Origin of the sequence: Frigoribacterium sp. PhB107, assembly GCF_003751515.1 — a bacterium.
Taxonomy (GTDB): Bacteria; Actinomycetota; Actinomycetes; order Actinomycetales; family Microbacteriaceae; genus Frigoribacterium.
The window spans coordinates 460,900-477,538 of the sequence record NZ_RJKU01000001.1; the positions used below are offsets into that span (position 1 = coordinate 460,900).

Consider the following 16,639-nt stretch of genomic DNA (forward strand, 5'->3'; position numbering starts at 1 on the left):
TCGCCGGTGGGGGACGTCGACCGCCGACCGGGGGACGCCGACTTGCGCGTTAACCTCGGTGCGACACAATGCCCTCGTGAGCAAGAAGATCGACGCAGCCCTCAAGTCCCTCGTCAAGGCCCTCGAGCACCACGGCGAGGTGATGAGCGACCGTCCCGTCAGCGCCAAGCGCGCGGGCAGGGCCACCGAGAAGGTGCGTCAGGCCGCCTCCGCCTACACACAGGTCGTCGCCGACAAGACGGGCCAGCCGAACCCCTTCGTCGACTTCCTCGACCCCGAGACCGTGCAGTCGCTGCGCGGCGAGCGGGACGCCATCGCCACGAAGAAGACGAAGAAGCACGACGACTAGCGGGCTCGCCGCGGCGGCCCGACCGCCGCGGCCCTGCCCTCGGACGTGCCCGCCGCAGCCGCAGCCGCCGCGTCAGTCGATCGCGGCGACGGCGACGGCCTGCGCCGTGATGGCCAGGCAGACGGTGTCCCCGACGGCGCGGCGGCGGTCGGCCCGGTGGTCGAGGGTGATCAGCACGTCGCCCGCCGTCCGCACCACGGTCCGCACGGTGGCCCCGCGGAACGACACCTGCTCGACCGTGCCGGCGAGGCCCCGGTCGGCGAAGACCACGTCCTCCGGCCGGACGTAGGCCCAGACCGGGCCGTCCGCGCAGACGCCGACGGCCGGCACCTCTCCCCCGGGCAGCCGGACCCTCCCCGAGACGACCTCCGAGCGCAGCCGGTTGCTCGTCCCGACGAACTCCGCGACGAACTGCGTCGCCGGCGTCGCGTAGAGCTCCTCGGGGGCACCGATCTGCTCGATGCCGCCGGCGCGCATGACCGCCACGCGGTCGGCGACCGCCAGCGCCTCCTCCTGGTCGTGGGTGACGAACAGCGTCGTGATCGACAGCTCACGCTGGATCCGGCGGATCTCGTCGCGGAGCTGGACGCGCACCTTCGCGTCGAGGGCGCTCAGCGGCTCGTCGAGCAGCAGCACGCGCGGCCGCGTGACGAGGGCGCGGGCGAGCGCGACGCGCTGCTGCTGGCCGCCCGACAGCTGGTGCGCGTACCGGGAGCCGAGGTCGCCGAGCCCGACCAGGTCGAGCATCTCAGCAGCCCGCCGTGCCCGCTCGGCCCGGGCCACGCGTCGCATCCGAAGGCCGAACTCGACGTTCTGCTGGACTGTGAGGTGCGGGAACAGCGAGTACGCCTGGAACACCATCCCGACGTCGCGCCGGTGCGTCGGGACGCCGACGACGTCACGGCCGTCGATCGAGACGGTCCCGCTCGTCACGGCCTCGAGCCCCGCGAGGCTGCGCAGCGCCGTCGTCTTGCCGCAGCCAGACGGCCCGAGCAGGGCGACCAGCTCGCCGGCACCCAGGTCGAGGTCGAGACCGGTCAGAGCGCGGTGGCCGGCGTACTCCTTGACCACGGACCGGAAGGCGACGGTCGCGCCGGCGGCGCCGGTCGTCGTCGAGGAGGCGGCGGCGGGCCGCTCGGGCAGGGTGGCGGTCACGAGAGGGCCTTCCGGGAGGTGGAGGAGGAGACGGCGGGACGCGCCGTGCCGACGGAGCCGACCCGGCCCATCACGACGAGCAGCACGAACGCGAAGGCGAGTGCGAGCAGGGCGACGATCACGGCGGCGAACGGGTCGCTGCGGCTGATCTGGACGAGCGAGGTCTGCAGGGTGACGCGGTTCAGCAGCGACGAGATCGTGTACTCGCCGAGCACGACGGCGACGGTGATGAACCCTGCGGCGAGCAGCCCGCGACGCAGGCTCGGCACGACGACCAGCACGAGGGTCGAGAGCCAGCTCGAGCCGAGCGTCCGCGACGCCTCGGTCAGGGTCCGGAGGTCGGTCGCCGCGAGGTCCGACTGCACGGCCCGGTAGGCGTAGGGCAAGACGGTCACCCCGTAGGCGAGGGCGAGGGTCCAGGCCCCCGAGCCGAGGAGGCGCGCCACGACCGAGTAGACCGGCGCGAGCCCGACGACGAGCACGATCGCCGGGACCGTGATCGGCACCAGGCAGACGAACTCGAGCACCCGCGACAGGCGCGGGTACCGCAGGTGGACCAGCACCATCGCGGGCACCAGCATCACGAGGACGAGCACCGCGGTGACGACCGCGAGCACCAGGCTGTTCGTCACGCCCTCGACGAGGTTCCGGTAGGCGCGGCCGTTCTCCGGGTCGGCCAGGGCGAGCCAGTGGCCGAGGTCGTGGCCGGTGCCGTCGGCGCTCCGCAGCGAGAAGGCGACCATGGCGGCGATCGGCACGGCGAAGACGAGGCCGATGACGACGAGGGCCGCGCGGCGGGCGGCGGACGACGCTGCGCCGGGGCCGCTGCCGCGGGTCGTGCCGCGGCCGGCCGCGCTCATCGCGTCCACCGGTCGGTGCGGCGCTGCAGCAGGGAGTAGCCGACCATGAGCACGACCATCACGAGCACCATCCCGAGGGCGAGCACGCCAGCGACGTTCTCCCGGCCGAGCACCGTCTCGCTGACGAGGGCGGCGCGGATCTGGAGCGGCACGATCTGCGAGCCCTGGCTGATCAGGGCCGCCGCGGTCGCGTAGGACGAGAACGCGTTGGCGAAGAGGAGGAGCAGGCTGCCGGTGAAGGCGGGCGCCAGCACCGGGACGACGACGCGCAGCAGGTGCTGGCGGGACGTCCCGCCGAGCGTGGCGACCGCCTCCTGCCACTGGGGCGCGAGGCCGGTGACCGCGGGCATGAAGGTGATGACCATCAGCGGCACCTGGAAGTACAGGTAGGGCAGCAGCAGACCGGGGACCTCGTAGATCCACGCTCCGTCGGCGAAGATGTCGACGCCCGCCCGGGTCAGCAGCAGCTGCGTGACGACGCCCTGGATGCCGATCGTCGCGGTGAACGCGAAGGCGAGCATCACGCCGCCGAACTGGGCGAGCACGCTGGCGGCGCCGTCGACGAGGCTTCGGACGAGCCCGTCGGGGCGGAGAGCGGTGAGGCCCCAGCAGACGACGGCGCCGACGACCGCTCCCCCGACGGCAGTCACTCCCGAGACGAGGAACGAGCTGGCGAAGGTGCGCAGCACGACGGGGTCGCCGAGCGCCCTCAGGTTCGACAGCGTGGGCCGGCCGTCGCCGTCGACGAGGCCGGTGCCGAGCGCGAGCAGGCACGGCAGCACGAGGAACGCCAGCACGTACAGCACGAACGGCGTGAGCCCCCACCACGCCGCCGGACGGCGCCGGGCCCTCGTGGGCACGGCGCCGTCCGGGGTGACGGAGGCCTGGGGGACGGTCTCCGCCAGGGTGGTCACGATCAGCCGATCGCCGCGGCCCACGACTGCGCGAGCAGGGCCGAGGCGGCCTCGGTCTGCTCGCTCGTCAGCTGCACGGTGTCCTCGGGCTGCTCGCCCACGGCGTCCAGGGCGTCCTGGTCGACCGTGCCGGCCTCGACCATCGCGGCCAGGCGGACGGGGTAGGCACCGGCGGCCAGGTACAGGTTCTGCGCCGTGTCGCCCATGATGAACTCCTGCCACAGACGCGCGGCGGCCGGGTGCGGCGCGTCGACGTTGATCGCCTGGTTGTAGTAGCTGGCGAGGGCCGTGCCGGGCAGCACGGCGGTCTTCCAGTCACGGCCGCCCGCGTCGGCCGCCGCAGCGAGGTTGTTGTAGCTCCAGTCGAAGACCACGGGAGTCTCGCCCGAGGCGATCGTCGCCGGGGTCGGGTCGGTCGGCAGGAAGTTGCCGGCGTCGGCCAGCTGGCCGAAGAAGTCGACGCCCGGCTGCACGTCGTCCGCGCTGCCGCCGTCCTGCAGGGCGGCCCACTGGACGGCGGCCGCGGCCGCGCCCGCCTGGGTCGGGTCGCCGTTGATCGCGATCTTCCCCTTGTAGTCGTCGCCGAGCAGGTCGTCGAGGCTGCTGGGCTCGGGGACGGCGTCCGCGTCGTAGCCGACCGACATCAGGCCCGTGTAGTCGTAGACCCAGGTGCCGTCGGCGTCCTTGTGGTCGTCGGCGATGTCGTCCCACGTGGTGACCTTGTAGGGCGCGAACTGGTCCGTGTTCGCCAGCGCGACGGCCGAGCCGAGGTCGAAGACGTCGGGGGCGCCGTCCTGCCCCGCCAGGTTCTGCGCGGCGGTGATCTCCTCCGCGCTCGACACGTCGGGGCTGTCCGAGTTGACCGTGATGTCGTACTCGGCCTCGAACGCGTCGATGATCTTCCCGTAGTTGGCCCAGGTGTCGGGCAGGGCGATGACGTTGAGCTCGCCCTCCGCCTCGGCGGCGGCGACGAGGGCGTCCATCCCGCCCAGGTCGGCGGCGCTGGTCGCGGTGGTGGCGTCGGTGCCGGAGGCGCCTGCCGCGTCGGACGCGTCGGCGGAGGCCGAGCAGCCGGTCAGGCCGAGGGCGAGGGCGAGGGCGCCGAGGGCGGCGGCGGCGGCGAGGTGTCGCTTGTCGATCACGGGTGGGTCCTCCTGGTGCTCGGCCGCCGGTCGCGTCTGGGGATCAGCTCGCGGAGGGGCGTCGGTCGGCCTGCGTGCACGGTAGGGAGGCCCGGCGTCGGTCCGGGGGGCGCCGGGTGGAGCGCGGGTGAACGGTCGATGGCGCGCGGGCCCTCGGCCGTCGGGCGTGCCCGCCCCGGGCCTGCCCGCCCCTGGATCGCCCGCCCCGACTCAGCCCCAGCCGCCCAGGTAGGCGGCGAGCGACGGCTCGCCCTCGACGCGCTCGCACCAGGTCGCGGCGACGCAGCGGGTCTCGAAGAACTCCTCGGTGCCGTGGAGCCGGGCGCGGGCCTCGGCCCGGCTCGAGCGGATGCGCAGGACGGAGGTGCCGCCTCCTTCGTCCGGTGCGCCGTCCTGCCCGTCGCCCGTCGAGCCTTCCGTGACCTCGACGGTGCCGAGGGCCCCGACGCCCACTGAGGAGACCGCCTCGAGCAGGGAGGCGGCGTCGCGGACGCGCACCGGGGCCGGCAGGTCGACGGTCACCCGCGCTGTACGCGTCGCCCGGGCAGCGACCTCGTCCGAGGCTCCGACGACCCGGGCGTCGGCAGCGAAGACGGGCAGGTGCTCGTCGGGCACCACGACGACGGAGCCGGGCAGCGCGGCCAGGACGGTGTCGACGCAGAGCCAGGCGGTGCCCGCCGAGGGCGCTGCGGCGAGCCGCACCAGCACGTCGGGGGTCGCCCCGCGCAGCCCTCGCGGCCGCGAGCCCTCGACGGGGACGAGCCCGCTGAGCACGAGCGTCTCGCCGTTCTTCTGCCGCTGGCGGTCGACCGAGTCGCGGCCGGCCCAGTCGGGGCCGTCGTGCCAGGCGACGGCGGCGGGCTCGTGGGCGAGCACCGCGCCCCCGCGCCAGGCACGCCAGGCCCACTCCCAGTCCTCGCCGCCGTAGGTCGTGAAGTCCTCGTCGAAGCCGCCGACGGCCTCGAGGAACGAGCGGGAGCACGCGAGCACGGCGCCGATGACGTGCCGGTACGAGCGGTCGTCGGAGTCGAGCAGGTCGCGGCTGGCGCGGTAGGCGTCGTCGAGCCAGCGCGGGGCGGGCAGCTCGTGCCGTGGCCCCTCCTGCTCGACAGGGGCGTCGACGGCGACGCCGCCGAAGTCGGCGTGGCGCCTCGTGCCGACGACGACGGCCTCCGGCGCGAGGGCGGGCAGCCTCGACATGGCCGTCACCCAGCCGGGCTCGGGCGCCGTGTCGGCGTCGAGGAAGCAGAGCACCTCGCCCGTCGACGAGCGCACCCCGAGGTTGCGCGCCGCGGAGAGCCGGAAGCCTTCGTCGGCCTGGACCACCAGCCGGATGCCGTCGGGCACGCGGGGCGCCTCGGGCGAGCCGTCGTCGACAACGACGACCTCGAGCAGCTCGGCCGGGTGGTCCTGACGCGCGAGGGCGGCGAGGGTCCGGTCCAGCTCGGCCTGCTGGCGGTAGTGGGCCACGACCACGGAGACGGTCGGCAGCGGGTCGGGCACGAGGCCGTCGAGCAGGTCCCAGCGGTTGCCCGGCACTCCCCTGGGCTCCCTCAGGGCACGGGCGGGCGCCTCCTCGTCTCGTCGCTCGTCGGTCACGGCGTCGCCCCCGCTCGCTCGCGGCCGCCCCACCACGCGAGGTACGCCGCCGCGACGTCGTCGATGTCGGGCGCTGTCCAGGCGTCGGGAGCCAGCCAGGTGGAGTCCGGGTCGGCGACGGCCCGCGCGATGGCCTCGGCGAGGGCGTCGGGATCGTCGTCGATCAGGCTGAGGGTGCCGGGCCGGAGCGCCGCCATCTCGCGGGAGTACCGCGTGTCGGGCACGATCGGGCGTCGCCCGGCGCCGATCCAGGTCGCGATCGAGCCCGACGCCGAGACGTGTCGGTGCACGGCGACCGGCACGGAGGCGCGGCGGCAGCGGTCGAGGAGCACCGCGTCGTCGAGGTACCCGGTCACGTCGAGGACGACCCCGTGGGAGGCGGCGTCCGACACGAGCTGGTCGGTCTCGGCCTCGTGCCCCGCGCTGGCACGGCCGAGCGCGGTGACGCGGAGCGACCCTGCCGCGTCGTCCCCGCGGGCCCGGAGCCGGGCGACGGCGTCGACGAGCTCCGCGTGGCCCTTGCCGGGGTAGACGAAGCCGATGACGGCGGCGGTGCCGTCGGCCGCGGGCCGTCCGGTCGGCGGCGGGGCGAGGTCCACGGGGAGCGGGACGATGCCGGGTCGCACCCCGTCGGTCGTGTGCTCGGCGAGCAGCAGCGCCTCGTGCTCGCTGTTGACGACCGTGCCCGCCACGGCCTCGACCACGCGCCGGTAGCAGTCGCCGCGCCGGACGAGGTTGCGCTCGCCGTCGGACGGCTGGGGCAGGTCGTGCAGCGTGACCGTCAGGGCGACCCGGCCGGCGAGGTCGACGAGGCGGTCCGCGGCGTCCTCGGGCGACGTCGCCCACAGCCGGTCGGTGAAGTGCAGGTGGGCCGAGGCGGGCGGCCTGGGCCCGGTCAGGTCGGACGGCGAGACCGCGAGGTCCCGACCAGTGCGGCGGGCGACCGCGTCGGCGACGCGCCGGGCGAGGACGGTCACGCCGTGCTGCGGGTCGTCGGTCACGACGAGGGCAGGTGCCTCCGGGTGCGGCGCGGCGCGGTCGTCGGCGCTCACGCGAGCCCCAGCAGCGCCAAGGAGTCGGCGTGGCGGGCGAGGCCGGCGTCGACGACCTGCGGCTCGCGCTCGTACCACCGGAGGTGCGCCTCCCGGACCTCCTCGCGGGGCACCCGGGTGCCCTCGACGATCCAGTGGTCGGTGGCCTCGTCGTCGAGCCCGAAGGCGTCGACGACCGCCTGCAGCCGCGGCGCGTGGACGCTGTCGAGCAGCTGCCGTCCGGGGTCGACGACGTGCTCGGACAGCCCCAGGCGATCGCGGACACGGGACGCGAGCGCCGTCCACACGGGGTTGCCCGGGTGGTTGAGGGTGCGCATCTGCGCGAACGACGGGTCGTCGAACAGGTCGGACGCGACCACCGCGTCGTGCGCCTCCTCGCGCTTCCGCAGCTCGTGCAGCGAGAGCGCGGCGACCGACCGGACCGACTCTGCGTCCAGCCGTGGGACCGGGGTCGTCGTGCCGTCACGCCGGGCGGCCGCCTCGGCCAGCACGACGAGGTCGTGGTAGTCGACCAGCGGCGGCACCAGCGACGGGTCGTGCGGCGGCCGGACGATCGCCGACGTCGGGTAGAGGCCCGCGAAGCGGACGACGGGCACGGCGACGACGCGTGCCCCGGGGCCGAGCCGGGCGGTCAGCTGCCGCGTGCCGAGCGGGAGGTCGTGGTAGTCGTCGCGCACCGGCTGGGAGACCAGCACGGAGGCGCGGGCCAGCCAGCGGTCCAGGTGCGGCAGGTCGGCGGTGACGAGCTCGTGAACAGCAGGTGTCCGGACGGTGCGGAGGCCGCCCCCGTCGAGAGCGACCCGGAGCGACTCGGCCTGGCAGTTGCCGATCACGACGGCGACGGGACCGTCGCCCTCGGGCTCGCCGAGACCGTAGAAATGCCCGTAGTGCCGGGTGCGGCCGTCGACGGCCGGGGTGTGCTGGGTCATGGTGCCTCTCCGTGGCGTCCCGCAGGTGGCAGACGCGACGACCCCATCGTGCTGGATGGCGCCCCGTGAGGGCCACTCTGCGTCACCGGGCACACAGGCCCTTCTCCGGCTATGGTGCAGGAAGGCCGCTCCCATCGGCCCCTCCCTCGACGCGAACCGGGCCCCCGGTCTCCCCAGGGTCCCCGAGTCGCCCCGGCTCACCTCCCGACGGTCTGCCCGACCGTCGCGCCCCGACTGAGCCGAGGAGGCCCGATGATCGACACCCCGCCGCCCGCCCGCGACGCCCTGCGCGTCGCGTCCGTGCCCGCCGGCCACCCCTACGTCCGCCACCTCGAGCCGGTCGACGACTCCGCCGTCGCGCGGGTCGTCGTCCGTCTCGCCGACCCGCTGCCCGACCCCTCGGAGCCCGCCCGCTGGTGGCCGCCCGTCGTGCTCGACGCCGGCTGGATCGCCGAGCACGCCGCCCAGGTCGACGTGCTGCACGTGCACTTCGGCACCGAGTCGTACGACCTCGAGCACCTCCGCCGCGTCGTCGACGCCGCCCGTGCCGCACGGCTGCCGATCGTCCACACCGTGCACGACCTCGTGAACCCGCAGCTGGTGGACCAGGCGCCGCACCGCGCCCACCTGGGCCTGCTCGTCACCGAGGCCGACGAGGTGCTCACCCTGACGGAGGGAGCCGCCGACGAGGTCGAGCGCACCTTCGGGCGCCGGCCCGTCGTCGTGCCGCACCCGCACCTCCTTCCCCTCGACTCGGCAGCCCCGACCGGCGCCGCGCACGACGAGGTCGTCGTCGGCGTCAGCCTGCGCGACCTGCGCCCCAACGTCGACGGACCGGGCTCCGTCGCGACCCTGATCGCGGCCGCCGGGCTGCTGGCCGAGGACGGTCGGCCCGTCGCCGTGCGGGTCGACGTCAACGAGCGCGTCCGCGACGCGGCGGCGCTCGCCGAGGTGCGGGCCCTCGTCGCCGACGCGCCGGGTCATCTCGACGTCTCGCTCGCGGTCCACCCGCGGCTCGACGACGACGAGCTGGCGGAGGCGCTGGCCGACCTCGACGTCGTCGTGCTGCCGTACTCGCACGGGACGCACTCCGGCTGGGTCGAGCTGAGCTGGGACCTGGGCGTGCCCGTCGCAGCACCGCGGGTGGGCCACGTCGCCGACCAGCACCCCGCCGCCGTGGACACCGCGTCCTTCGACGCCGGCGACGCCGGCCAGCTGGCGGCCGCCGTCTCCTCGCTCCTGCGGGCGCGCGGCGACGCTCCCACCCGGCCCGGCTCAGCGGCCCGACGGGCCCTCGTGGCGGAGCGCCGCGAGCAGCGACGGGCCCAGCGGGGCGAGATCGCGCAGGCGCACCTCGCGGCGTACGAGCGCGCCGTCGTCACGGCCGCGGCCCGTCACGCGTCCGGTGCCACCGAGCCCACCTCCTCCGCCCGGCCCTCGGAGCTGGTCTCGTGACGGCCGTGTCCGGGACGGGCGCCGCCTCCTCGTCGACCGGGCTCGTCGAGCCGGCGCGCACGGCCGCGCGCCCGCGCCGCATCGTCGTCGTGGCTCCTCTGCGCTACCCGATCGCCGAGCCCCACGCGGGCGGCCTGGAGTCGAGCGTGTGGCACCAGGTGCGCGTCCTCCGTTCCCGTGGCCACCAGGTGCTGCTCTGCGCGGTCGAGGGCAGCGACCACCTGCTCGGCGGGCCCCCCGAGTTCGCACTTCCCGCCGTGCACTGGGACGACCCGGCCGACGCCACCGACTCGACCTACCCCGCCGGCTACCTGGACGTGGCCGTGCCGGCGCTCCACCGCGCCCTGGACTGGATCCGCGACCACGCCGACCAGATCGACGTCGTCGAGAACCACTCCCTCAGCGGCCACGTGCTCTCGCGGGCCGGCGAGCTCGGCGTGCCCGTCGTCTCGACCCTGCACACCCCGACGCTGCCCGACCTGCTCGAGCACCACCGGGCCGGCGTCGAGCCGCGCAGCGCGTTCCTCGCCGTGAGCGAGCACACGGCGGCCGTCTGGCGAGCCGAGGGCGTCGAGGCGCGCGTGCTGCCCAACGCGGTGGACACGGACCTCTGGCCCCTCGGCCCCGGCGGCGACGACCTGGTCTGGACCGGGCGGATCGTGCCCGAGAAAGGGCCGCACCTCGCGATCGAGGCCGCGCGCCTCGCCGGCCGACGCATCGTGCTGGCCGGGCGGGTCGGGGACGTCGACTACCACGAGTCGATGGTCGTGCCCCTGCTGGGGGCGGACGCCGAGCACGTGGGGCCGCTGCGGCAGCCCGAGCTCGCCGACCTCGTCGGCCGGTCGGCCTGCGCCCTCGTCACGCCCTGCTGGGAGGAGCCGTTCGGGCTCGTCATCGCGGAGGCGTTGTCGACCGGCACGCCCGTCGCCTCCTTCGCGACCGGCGGCGTCCCCGAGGTCGTCGGCTCGAGCATCGGGGCAGGTCTCGTCCCGCGGGACGACGTGGCCGGGCTCGCGCACCTCGTGGCCGGGCTCGCCGCGGAGGCCTCGACGACGCCGGGCTTCCGCCGCAGGGTGCGGGCCGACGCGGTGGCACGCTTCTCGTTGCACCGCCGTGCCGAGGTGGTCGAGGAGGTGCACGAGGCTCTGGTCGCGGGCCACCTCACCGGTGCCGGGAGGGCCAGGGCCCTGCTCGCCCCCGAGGCCGTCGCGTGACCGCGCGTCCCCTCGTCGGCTGGTATGTGCACCACCACGGTGCCGGCCACCTGACGCGGCTGCTGGCGGTGCGGCCGCACCTCGAGGCCGACGTGGTCGTCTTCAGCTCCCTCGCTGCACCGGCCGTCCTGCCCGAGGCCACGACCTGGCTGCAGCTCCCGCGGGACGACCACGACGTGGTCGCGCCCGACGGCACGACCCGGGCCCCCGGCGACCCCGAGTCGGGCACCGACCCGACGGTGCGCGGCATGCTGCACTGGGCGCCGCTGCACCACGACGGCCACGCCGGGCGCCTCGCCGCCGTCGCGGCCTGGATCGCGCACGCCCGGCCCCGGGCGTTCGTCGTCGACGTCTCCGTCGAGGTCACGCTGCTCGTCCGCCTGCTCGGGGTGCCGCCCGTCGTCGTCGCCCAGCCCGGCGACCGCTCGGACGCTCCGCACGCCCTCGGCTGGGACGCGGCTGACCGTGTCCTCGCGCCCTGGGCGGAGGGGCTGCACGTCTCGTCCGCTCTCGACCGCGTCCGGGACAGGGTCCGGTTCGTGGGCGGGATCTCCCGGCACGACGGCCGGGTCGACGGCCCCGGCTCACCGGCCCCCGGCACCGTCCTGGTGCTGGCCGGCGGGGGCGCGGAGGGTCGCGAGGGGCTCGCGCAGCGCGTCGCCGAGGCCTCGAGGGCCACGCCTGCCTGGCGCTGGTCCCTGCTCGGCGCCTCGGCCGACAGCTGGGTCGACGACCCGTGGCCTCTCCTCCGCCGAGCCGAGGTCGTCGTCTCGGCCGCCGGCCAGAACAGCGTCGCCGATCTCGCGGCCGCCGGCGCCCGCGCCGTCGTCGTCCCCCAGGACCGCCCGTTCGACGAGCAGCGGACGACGGGGCGCCTCCTCGCCGAGCGCGGGCTCGCCGTCGTGCCCGATCACGGCCGTGCCGACCACGGCTGGCCCGCGCCGGACGCGTGGCCCGAGCTGCTCGACCGGGCGTGCGCGCTCGCTCCCGACTGGTCGCTCTGGCAAGTGGACGGCGCCGGTGCCCGAGCCGCCGCGGTGATCTCCGAGGTCGCCCGGTGACGGGGCGGCAGCCCGCGCCGACCGGCTCGACGGTCGCGGTCACGCTCTGCTCGGCCGCCCGTCTCGACCACCTCCTGCCCCAGCGCGAGGCCCTGGCGCGCCTCCGGCCGTCGGTGCCCCACGTCGTCGTCTGGCTCGACGAGACGCCGGCGCCCGCGCTCCCCGAGCTGGCCGAGGCCCACGTGCTGCACGTGCCGCCGGGACCCGACGGCCTGCGCCTCGCGGCCGGCAGGAACGCAGGTGCCGAGCAGGCGATCGCCCTCGGTGCCTCGCTCGTGGTGTTCCTCGACGCGGACTGCGTTCCCGGCCCCGACTTGGTCGTGCGGTACGAGGCCGCCGCGTCGGCGCACCCCGACGCGCTGCTCTGCGGCCCGGTCACGTACCTGCCCGAGGGCCACGTCGGCCTCGACGACCACTCGCTCGACGCCGCGACGCGGCCGCACGCGGCGCGCCCCTCGCCCGAGGCCGGCGAGACCGTCGTCGCGGGGCACGACCAGTACGCGCTGTTCTGGTCGCTCTCGTTCGCCCTCGCCGCCGACACCTGGGCGCGGACAGGCGGCTTCGAGCCCGGCTACGAGGGCTACGGCGGCGAGGACACCGACTTCGCCTTCACCGCCCGGTCGCTCGGCCTCCCGCTCGTCTGGGTCGGCGGCGCGCACGCGTACCACCAGTGGCACCCCACGACGGCGCCGCCCTGGCAGCACCTCGACGACATCCTCCGCAACGGCCGGCGGTTCGCCGAGCGGTGGGGCGAGTGGCCGATGGGCGGCTGGCTCGAGGCGTTCCGCGAAGGAGGCGCGGTGCGCGTCGCCGAGGACGGCGGCTGGGAGCGCGTCACGGCCTGAGCGGTCTGCGCACCTCGCCTGTCCGCCGGGCGCGGGAGACGGCCCTCCGTCATCCCGACCGGAGCCGGGCGTGCTCGGCGGTGCGCTCGCTGAGGAACGAACAGAGCCGTGCGACGGCGCTCACCTCGGCCGCCAGGGCCGTGACCTGCGCTGACGTCGCCTCGGCGGCGTGCTCGCGGGCCTCGAACGTGACCGTCCACTCGGGCGACCCACCGATCTTGCGGCGCAGGTACACCTCGGTCCCGGACGTCTCGAGACGCAGGACGACGAGCCCGGTGTCGACCGTCGTCTCGTCCCACGACGTGTCCACGGCCTGCGGTGCGGCGGCGTCGACCTGCTCGGACGAGTGGAACTCGTCGATCCAGCCCGTGAGCTCGTCCATCGTCAGTCGCGGCACCGCGGTCTCCTCCTGGGTCGGCGTCGGCTCGTCCTGCCGGCGAGCCCTGTCCGTCCATGTTGCCCTGGTCCCGAGGCGAGGTCCCCGAGGAGGCCGTCCCGGCGTGCGCCCGAGAGGCCGCTCAGTTCCGAGTCGTCAGAAGACGGCGACCGTCATCCCGGCGGTGGTCGCCGGACGCTCCATGGCGGCTAGGGCGCCGGGGAGGTCGTCGAAGCCGATCGTCAGGCCGATCGACTCCTCGGGCCGCAGCCGGCCCGCGACGACGTCGGCGATCATCGCGGCGTACTCCCCGACCGAGATGCCGTGGCTGCCCAGCAGCTCGAGCTCGTCGGCGATGACCCTGCCCATCGGGATGACGGGGGCGGCCTCGTCGTGGAGGAGGAGCCCCACCTGGACGTGCCTCCCCCTGGGCCGGAGCGAGCGGACCGAGGCGGCGGACGTGGCGCGGCTGCCGTAGGCGTCGAGGGCGACGTCCGCACCGCCTCCGGTGAGGCTACGGACAGCGTCGACGGCCTGCTCGTCCATCGGGACGACGTCGGCACCGAGGGCGGCCGCCCGCTCGAGGGCCGCGGGCGAGACGTCGACGGCGACGACGCGGGCACCGGAGGCGACGGCCACCGCGATCGCCGAGAGGCCGACCCCACCGCAGCCGAAGACGGCGACCTGCTCGCCCGATCGGACCTGGGCCCGGTCGTGGAGCGCGTGGTAGGCGGTCCCGAAACGGCAGCCGAGCGCGGCGGCCGCCACGAACCCGACGGCGTCCGGCAGGGCGATCACGTTGACGTCGGCGTGCGGCACGACCACGGACTCGGCCCAGGAGCCAGCAAGGGTGAAGCCGGGCTGCTCTTGACGCGTGCACACCTGCGTGGCGCCCGCGCGGCACTCGTCGCACGTGCCGCACGCGAAGACGAAGGGAGCGGTCACGCGGTCCCCGACCGAGACCCGGGCGACGTCCGGGCCCACGGCCGCGACCACGCCGGCGAACTCGTGCCCGGGGACGTGCGGCAGCCGGACCGAGTCGTCGTGTCCCTTCCAGGCGTGCCAGTCGCTGCGGCAGACGCCGGTCGCGGCGACCCTGACGACGACACCGTCAGCCGGGGGCACGGGCTCTGGGAGCTCGACGATGGACGGGACGGACCCGAAGTGGTCGTACTGGACGGCGCGCATCCCCCGATCCTGGCACCGTCGGGTGACGGCGCCCGGGCAAGACGAGAGCCCCGGCTGGCGGGCCGGGGCTCGTGGTCGTTCAGACTCGTGGTGGGCGATACCGGACTCGAACCGATGACCTCTTCCGTGTGAAGGAAGCGCGCTACCAACTGCGCCAATCGCCCCTGATCGGGACTCGTCGATACTAGTGGATCTTGTGACCCGGGCGCCATTCGAGGAGGCCGGCTGCGCCTCCGGCGAGGCGTCGAGGAGGCGACCAAGACACGAACATCTCTCGATTTGTTTTCTGTCCAGGGTCTGGGTAGTGTTCTTCTTGTTCGCAGGAATGCAGAACGAAGTGCGGATGTGGCGCAGTGGTAGCGCATCACCTTGCCAAGGTGAGGGTCGCGAGTTCGAATCTCGTCATCCGCTCGAGTGTAAAGCTCACCAGAGGGAGTCCACCGATGGTGGCTCCCTCTGGGAGTATCTCATCTGGTGGAGTGGCCGAGAGGCGAGGCACCGGCCTGCAAAGCCGTTCACGCGGGTTCAAATCCCGTCTCCACCTCCATGGATCATCCTCTGGGTCTATGATCGATTCGTCTCCCGAGACGATGACAACTGAACAAGCATGAGCGATTGGCGCAGCGGTAGCGCGCTTCCCTGACACGGAAGAGGTCGCTGGTTCGATCCCAGTATCGCTCACACAGAGAAGGCCCCCGAGAGATCGGGGGCCTTCGTCGTTCCCGGACTCGTGCCGTCACCGGGCTCGTGTCGTTCGCCGATCTGGCCCACGCTGTCGGAAGCTCCCCCGCGTGCCCGGCGCACGCCTCCTCGCTTTCCTGGAGCCCTGGGGACCGCGCACACCCTGCTGCGCGTTCCGTGGTCCGCGCGAGTTCCTCGGGTACGGACCCCCTTGCGTGCGCGCGGTCCGTCGGGGACACCACGAGCGGCGTGCAGCAGGCCCGGGGACACCACGAGCGGCGCGCAGCAGCCCCGGCGACAGCACGAGCGGCGCGCAGTGGCCGCAGGACCAGCGCGACGCACTCAGAGCGCACAGGGCGGCCCCGGTCGCGAGGACCGGGGCCGCCGGGGAGGTGCGGTGAGGCCGAGCGCTAGGCGCGCGCGTTCTCGAGCACGTAGCCCTCCTCGCCGTGCAGGGCGAGGTCGATGCCGGCCACCTCGTCCTCGTTCTTGACGCGGAAGCCGATGGTCTTCTCGATCACGAAGCCGATGACGAAGGCGAGCACGAACGAGTAGAGCATGACGGCCACGGCCGAGAGCGCCTGGATGCCGAGCTGCGTGAAGGTGCCGGAGAAGATCAGGCCGGTCTCGTTCGCGAAGATGCCCAGGTAGAGCGTCCCGAGCAGGCCGCCGACGAGGTGGATGCCGACGACGTCGAGGGAGTCGTCGAAGCCGAGCTTGAACTTGAGGTCGATCGCGAGGGCGCAGACGGCGCCGGCGACGACGCCGAGCACGACCGCCCAGCCGGGCGTCAGCGCGGCGCAGGCCGGGGTGATGGCGACGAGTCCGGCGACGGCGCCCGAGGCGGCGCCGACCGACGTGGCCTTGCCGTCCTTGAGCTTCTCGACGACGAGCCAGCCGAGGACGGCAGCGGCGGGGGCGGCGATGGTGTTGAGGAACGCGAGGGCGGCGACGCCGTCGGCAGCGAGCTCCGAGCCGGCGTTGAAGCCGAACCAGCCGAACCAGAGGAGCCCGGCGCCCAGCAGCACGAAGGGCGGGTTGTGCGGCTTGTCGGCGCCCTTGGCGAAGCCGACGCGCTTGCCGAGCACCAGCGCCAGGGCGAGCGCCGCAGCACCGGCGTTGATGTGGACGGCCGTGCCGCCGGCGAAGTCGATGACGCCCATGGCGGCGATCCAGCCGCCGACCACGTTGCCGTCGTCGTCCGTGGTGAAGTTGAAGACCCAGCTCGCGACGGGGAAGTAGACGACCGTGGCCCAGACGCCGGCGAAGATCATCCACGCGCCGAACTTGGCGCGGTCGGCGATGGCGCCGGAGATGAGGGCGACGGTGATGATCGCGAAGGTCGCCTGGAAGGCGGCGAAAGCGATCGTCGGGTAGTCGCCGGCCGGGGCGAGGCTGTCCTGGAAGGCGCTGTCGAGGCCGAGCGACGCGGTGTCGATGCCGAACCAGCCCTGGATGCCGACGAAGGCGTCGGAGCCGCCGGGGATCGAGGTCGGGTTGCCGAACGCGATCGCGTAGCCGTAGAGCACCCAGAGGACGCCGATCAGGCCCATCGCACCGAAGCTGAGCATCATCATGCTGATGACGCTCTTGGCCTTGACGAGGCCGCCGTAGAAGAACGCCAGTCCGGGCGTCATGAGCAGCACGAGTGCTGCGCAGATCAGCATGAACGCGGTGTTGCCTTGATCCATGGGTGGTACCTCTCGAGTTCGGGAGCCAGGGGCGCACCGGTCCCGACCCGTCCGCGAGGGTGAGCGGGCTGTGAGCACGGGGCTCGGGCGGTGCGGTCCCCAGTGTCGCGGCGCCTCGTTTCGGACCG

The 16,639-nt window shown here is 74.5% G+C and carries 15 protein-coding genes and 4 tRNA genes; 8 read left to right on the forward strand and 11 right to left on the reverse strand.

The genetic code is table 11. The features are described from left to right. Nucleotides 1-76: 76 nt before the first annotated feature. Entirely contained in the window at nucleotides 77-349 is a 273-nt protein-coding gene (locus EDF18_RS02085) for a hypothetical protein (RefSeq protein WP_123545960.1), read from the forward strand. Between the two features lie 72 nt (nucleotides 350-421). Here the strand turns inward: EDF18_RS02085 and EDF18_RS02090 are convergent, their stop codons facing one another. From EDF18_RS02090 to EDF18_RS02120, 7 genes are all read right to left on the reverse strand, one after another. Continuing rightward, a complete protein-coding gene (locus EDF18_RS02090; RefSeq protein ID WP_123545962.1) occupies nucleotides 422-1,504 on the reverse strand; it encodes an ABC transporter ATP-binding protein in 1,083 nt (360 codons plus the stop codon). Then, entirely contained in the window at nucleotides 1,501-2,364 is an 864-nt protein-coding gene (locus EDF18_RS02095; RefSeq protein WP_123547230.1) for an ABC transporter permease, read from the reverse strand. The genes EDF18_RS02090 and EDF18_RS02095 overlap by 4 nt, the downstream gene beginning before the upstream one ends. Further along, nucleotides 2,361-3,281: an ABC transporter permease gene (locus tag EDF18_RS02100; RefSeq protein WP_369878211.1), complete on the reverse strand. Its 921-nt coding sequence runs from the start codon at nucleotides 3,279-3,281 to the stop codon at nucleotides 2,361-2,363. Before EDF18_RS02100 ends, EDF18_RS02095 begins: the two co-directional genes overlap by 4 nt. Next, on the reverse strand, nucleotides 3,281-4,420 hold the full coding sequence (locus EDF18_RS02105) for an ABC transporter substrate-binding protein (protein WP_123545964.1): 1,140 nt from the start codon (nucleotides 4,418-4,420) through the stop codon (nucleotides 3,281-3,283). Before EDF18_RS02105 ends, EDF18_RS02100 begins: the two co-directional genes overlap by 1 nt. Nucleotides 4,421-4,630: 210 nt before the next feature. Next, on the reverse strand, nucleotides 4,631-6,019 hold the full coding sequence (locus EDF18_RS02110; protein ID WP_233568947.1) for a glycosyltransferase family 2 protein: 1,389 nt from the start codon (nucleotides 6,017-6,019) through the stop codon (nucleotides 4,631-4,633). After that, nucleotides 6,016-7,071, reverse strand: coding sequence for a hypothetical protein (locus tag EDF18_RS02115; protein ID WP_123545966.1), 1,056 nt, complete (start codon nucleotides 7,069-7,071; stop codon nucleotides 6,016-6,018). The genes EDF18_RS02110 and EDF18_RS02115 overlap by 4 nt, the downstream gene beginning before the upstream one ends. After that, nucleotides 7,068-8,000 carry a WcbI family polysaccharide biosynthesis putative acetyltransferase gene (locus tag EDF18_RS02120; protein WP_123545968.1) on the reverse strand — a complete coding sequence of 311 codons (933 nt, stop codon included), beginning with the start codon at nucleotides 7,998-8,000 and terminating at the stop codon, nucleotides 7,068-7,070. The genes EDF18_RS02115 and EDF18_RS02120 overlap by 4 nt, the downstream gene beginning before the upstream one ends. A gap of 252 nt (nucleotides 8,001-8,252) precedes the next feature. On the opposite strand from EDF18_RS02120, the gene EDF18_RS02125 reads away from it, so the two are divergent. Genes EDF18_RS02125 through EDF18_RS02140 form a run of 4 tightly spaced genes read left to right on the forward strand, consistent with a single transcriptional unit; the run spans nucleotide 8,253 to nucleotide 12,575 of the window. Beyond that, complete coding sequence (locus EDF18_RS02125) at nucleotides 8,253-9,455, forward strand: glycosyltransferase (RefSeq protein WP_158614599.1); 1,203 nt, start codon at nucleotides 8,253-8,255, stop codon at nucleotides 9,453-9,455. Continuing rightward, nucleotides 9,452-10,669 carry a glycosyltransferase gene (locus EDF18_RS02130; protein WP_123545972.1) on the forward strand — a complete coding sequence of 406 codons (1,218 nt, stop codon included), beginning with the start codon at nucleotides 9,452-9,454 and terminating at the stop codon, nucleotides 10,667-10,669. Before EDF18_RS02125 ends, EDF18_RS02130 begins: the two co-directional genes overlap by 4 nt. Further along, a complete protein-coding gene (locus EDF18_RS02135; protein WP_123545975.1) occupies nucleotides 10,666-11,730 on the forward strand; it encodes a glycosyltransferase in 1,065 nt (354 codons plus the stop codon). Before EDF18_RS02130 ends, EDF18_RS02135 begins: the two co-directional genes overlap by 4 nt. After that, complete coding sequence (locus EDF18_RS02140; RefSeq protein WP_123545977.1) at nucleotides 11,727-12,575, forward strand: glycosyltransferase family 2 protein; 849 nt, start codon at nucleotides 11,727-11,729, stop codon at nucleotides 12,573-12,575. Before EDF18_RS02135 ends, EDF18_RS02140 begins: the two co-directional genes overlap by 4 nt. A gap of 49 nt (nucleotides 12,576-12,624) precedes the next feature. On the opposite strand, the gene EDF18_RS02145 is transcribed toward EDF18_RS02140, so the two are convergent. From EDF18_RS02145 to EDF18_RS02155, 3 genes are all read right to left on the reverse strand, one after another. Then, nucleotides 12,625-12,972: a hypothetical protein gene (locus EDF18_RS02145; protein WP_148050027.1), complete on the reverse strand. Its 348-nt coding sequence runs from the start codon at nucleotides 12,970-12,972 to the stop codon at nucleotides 12,625-12,627. Between the two features lie 135 nt (nucleotides 12,973-13,107). Then, entirely contained in the window at nucleotides 13,108-14,139 is a 1,032-nt protein-coding gene (locus EDF18_RS02150; RefSeq protein WP_123545981.1) for an alcohol dehydrogenase catalytic domain-containing protein, read from the reverse strand. Between the two features lie 88 nt (nucleotides 14,140-14,227). Next, nucleotides 14,228-14,303, reverse strand: a tRNA-Val gene (locus EDF18_RS02155). 175 nt (nucleotides 14,304-14,478) lie between these two features. On the opposite strand from EDF18_RS02155, the gene EDF18_RS02160 reads away from it, so the two are divergent. The 3 genes from EDF18_RS02160 (at nucleotide 14,479) to EDF18_RS02170 (ending at nucleotide 14,820) form a co-directional block, all read left to right on the forward strand. Beyond that, a tRNA-Gly gene (locus tag EDF18_RS02160) sits at nucleotides 14,479-14,550 on the forward strand. Nucleotides 14,551-14,612: 62 nt separating this feature from the next. Further along, a tRNA-Cys gene (locus EDF18_RS02165) sits at nucleotides 14,613-14,686 on the forward strand. A gap of 62 nt (nucleotides 14,687-14,748) precedes the next feature. Continuing rightward, nucleotides 14,749-14,820, forward strand: a tRNA-Val gene (locus tag EDF18_RS02170). A 410-nt stretch (nucleotides 14,821-15,230) separates the two neighbouring features. On the opposite strand, the gene EDF18_RS02175 is transcribed toward EDF18_RS02170, so the two are convergent. After that, a complete protein-coding gene (locus tag EDF18_RS02175; protein ID WP_123545983.1) occupies nucleotides 15,231-16,511 on the reverse strand; it encodes an ammonium transporter in 1,281 nt (426 codons plus the stop codon). Nucleotides 16,512-16,639: the final 128 nt, after the last annotated feature.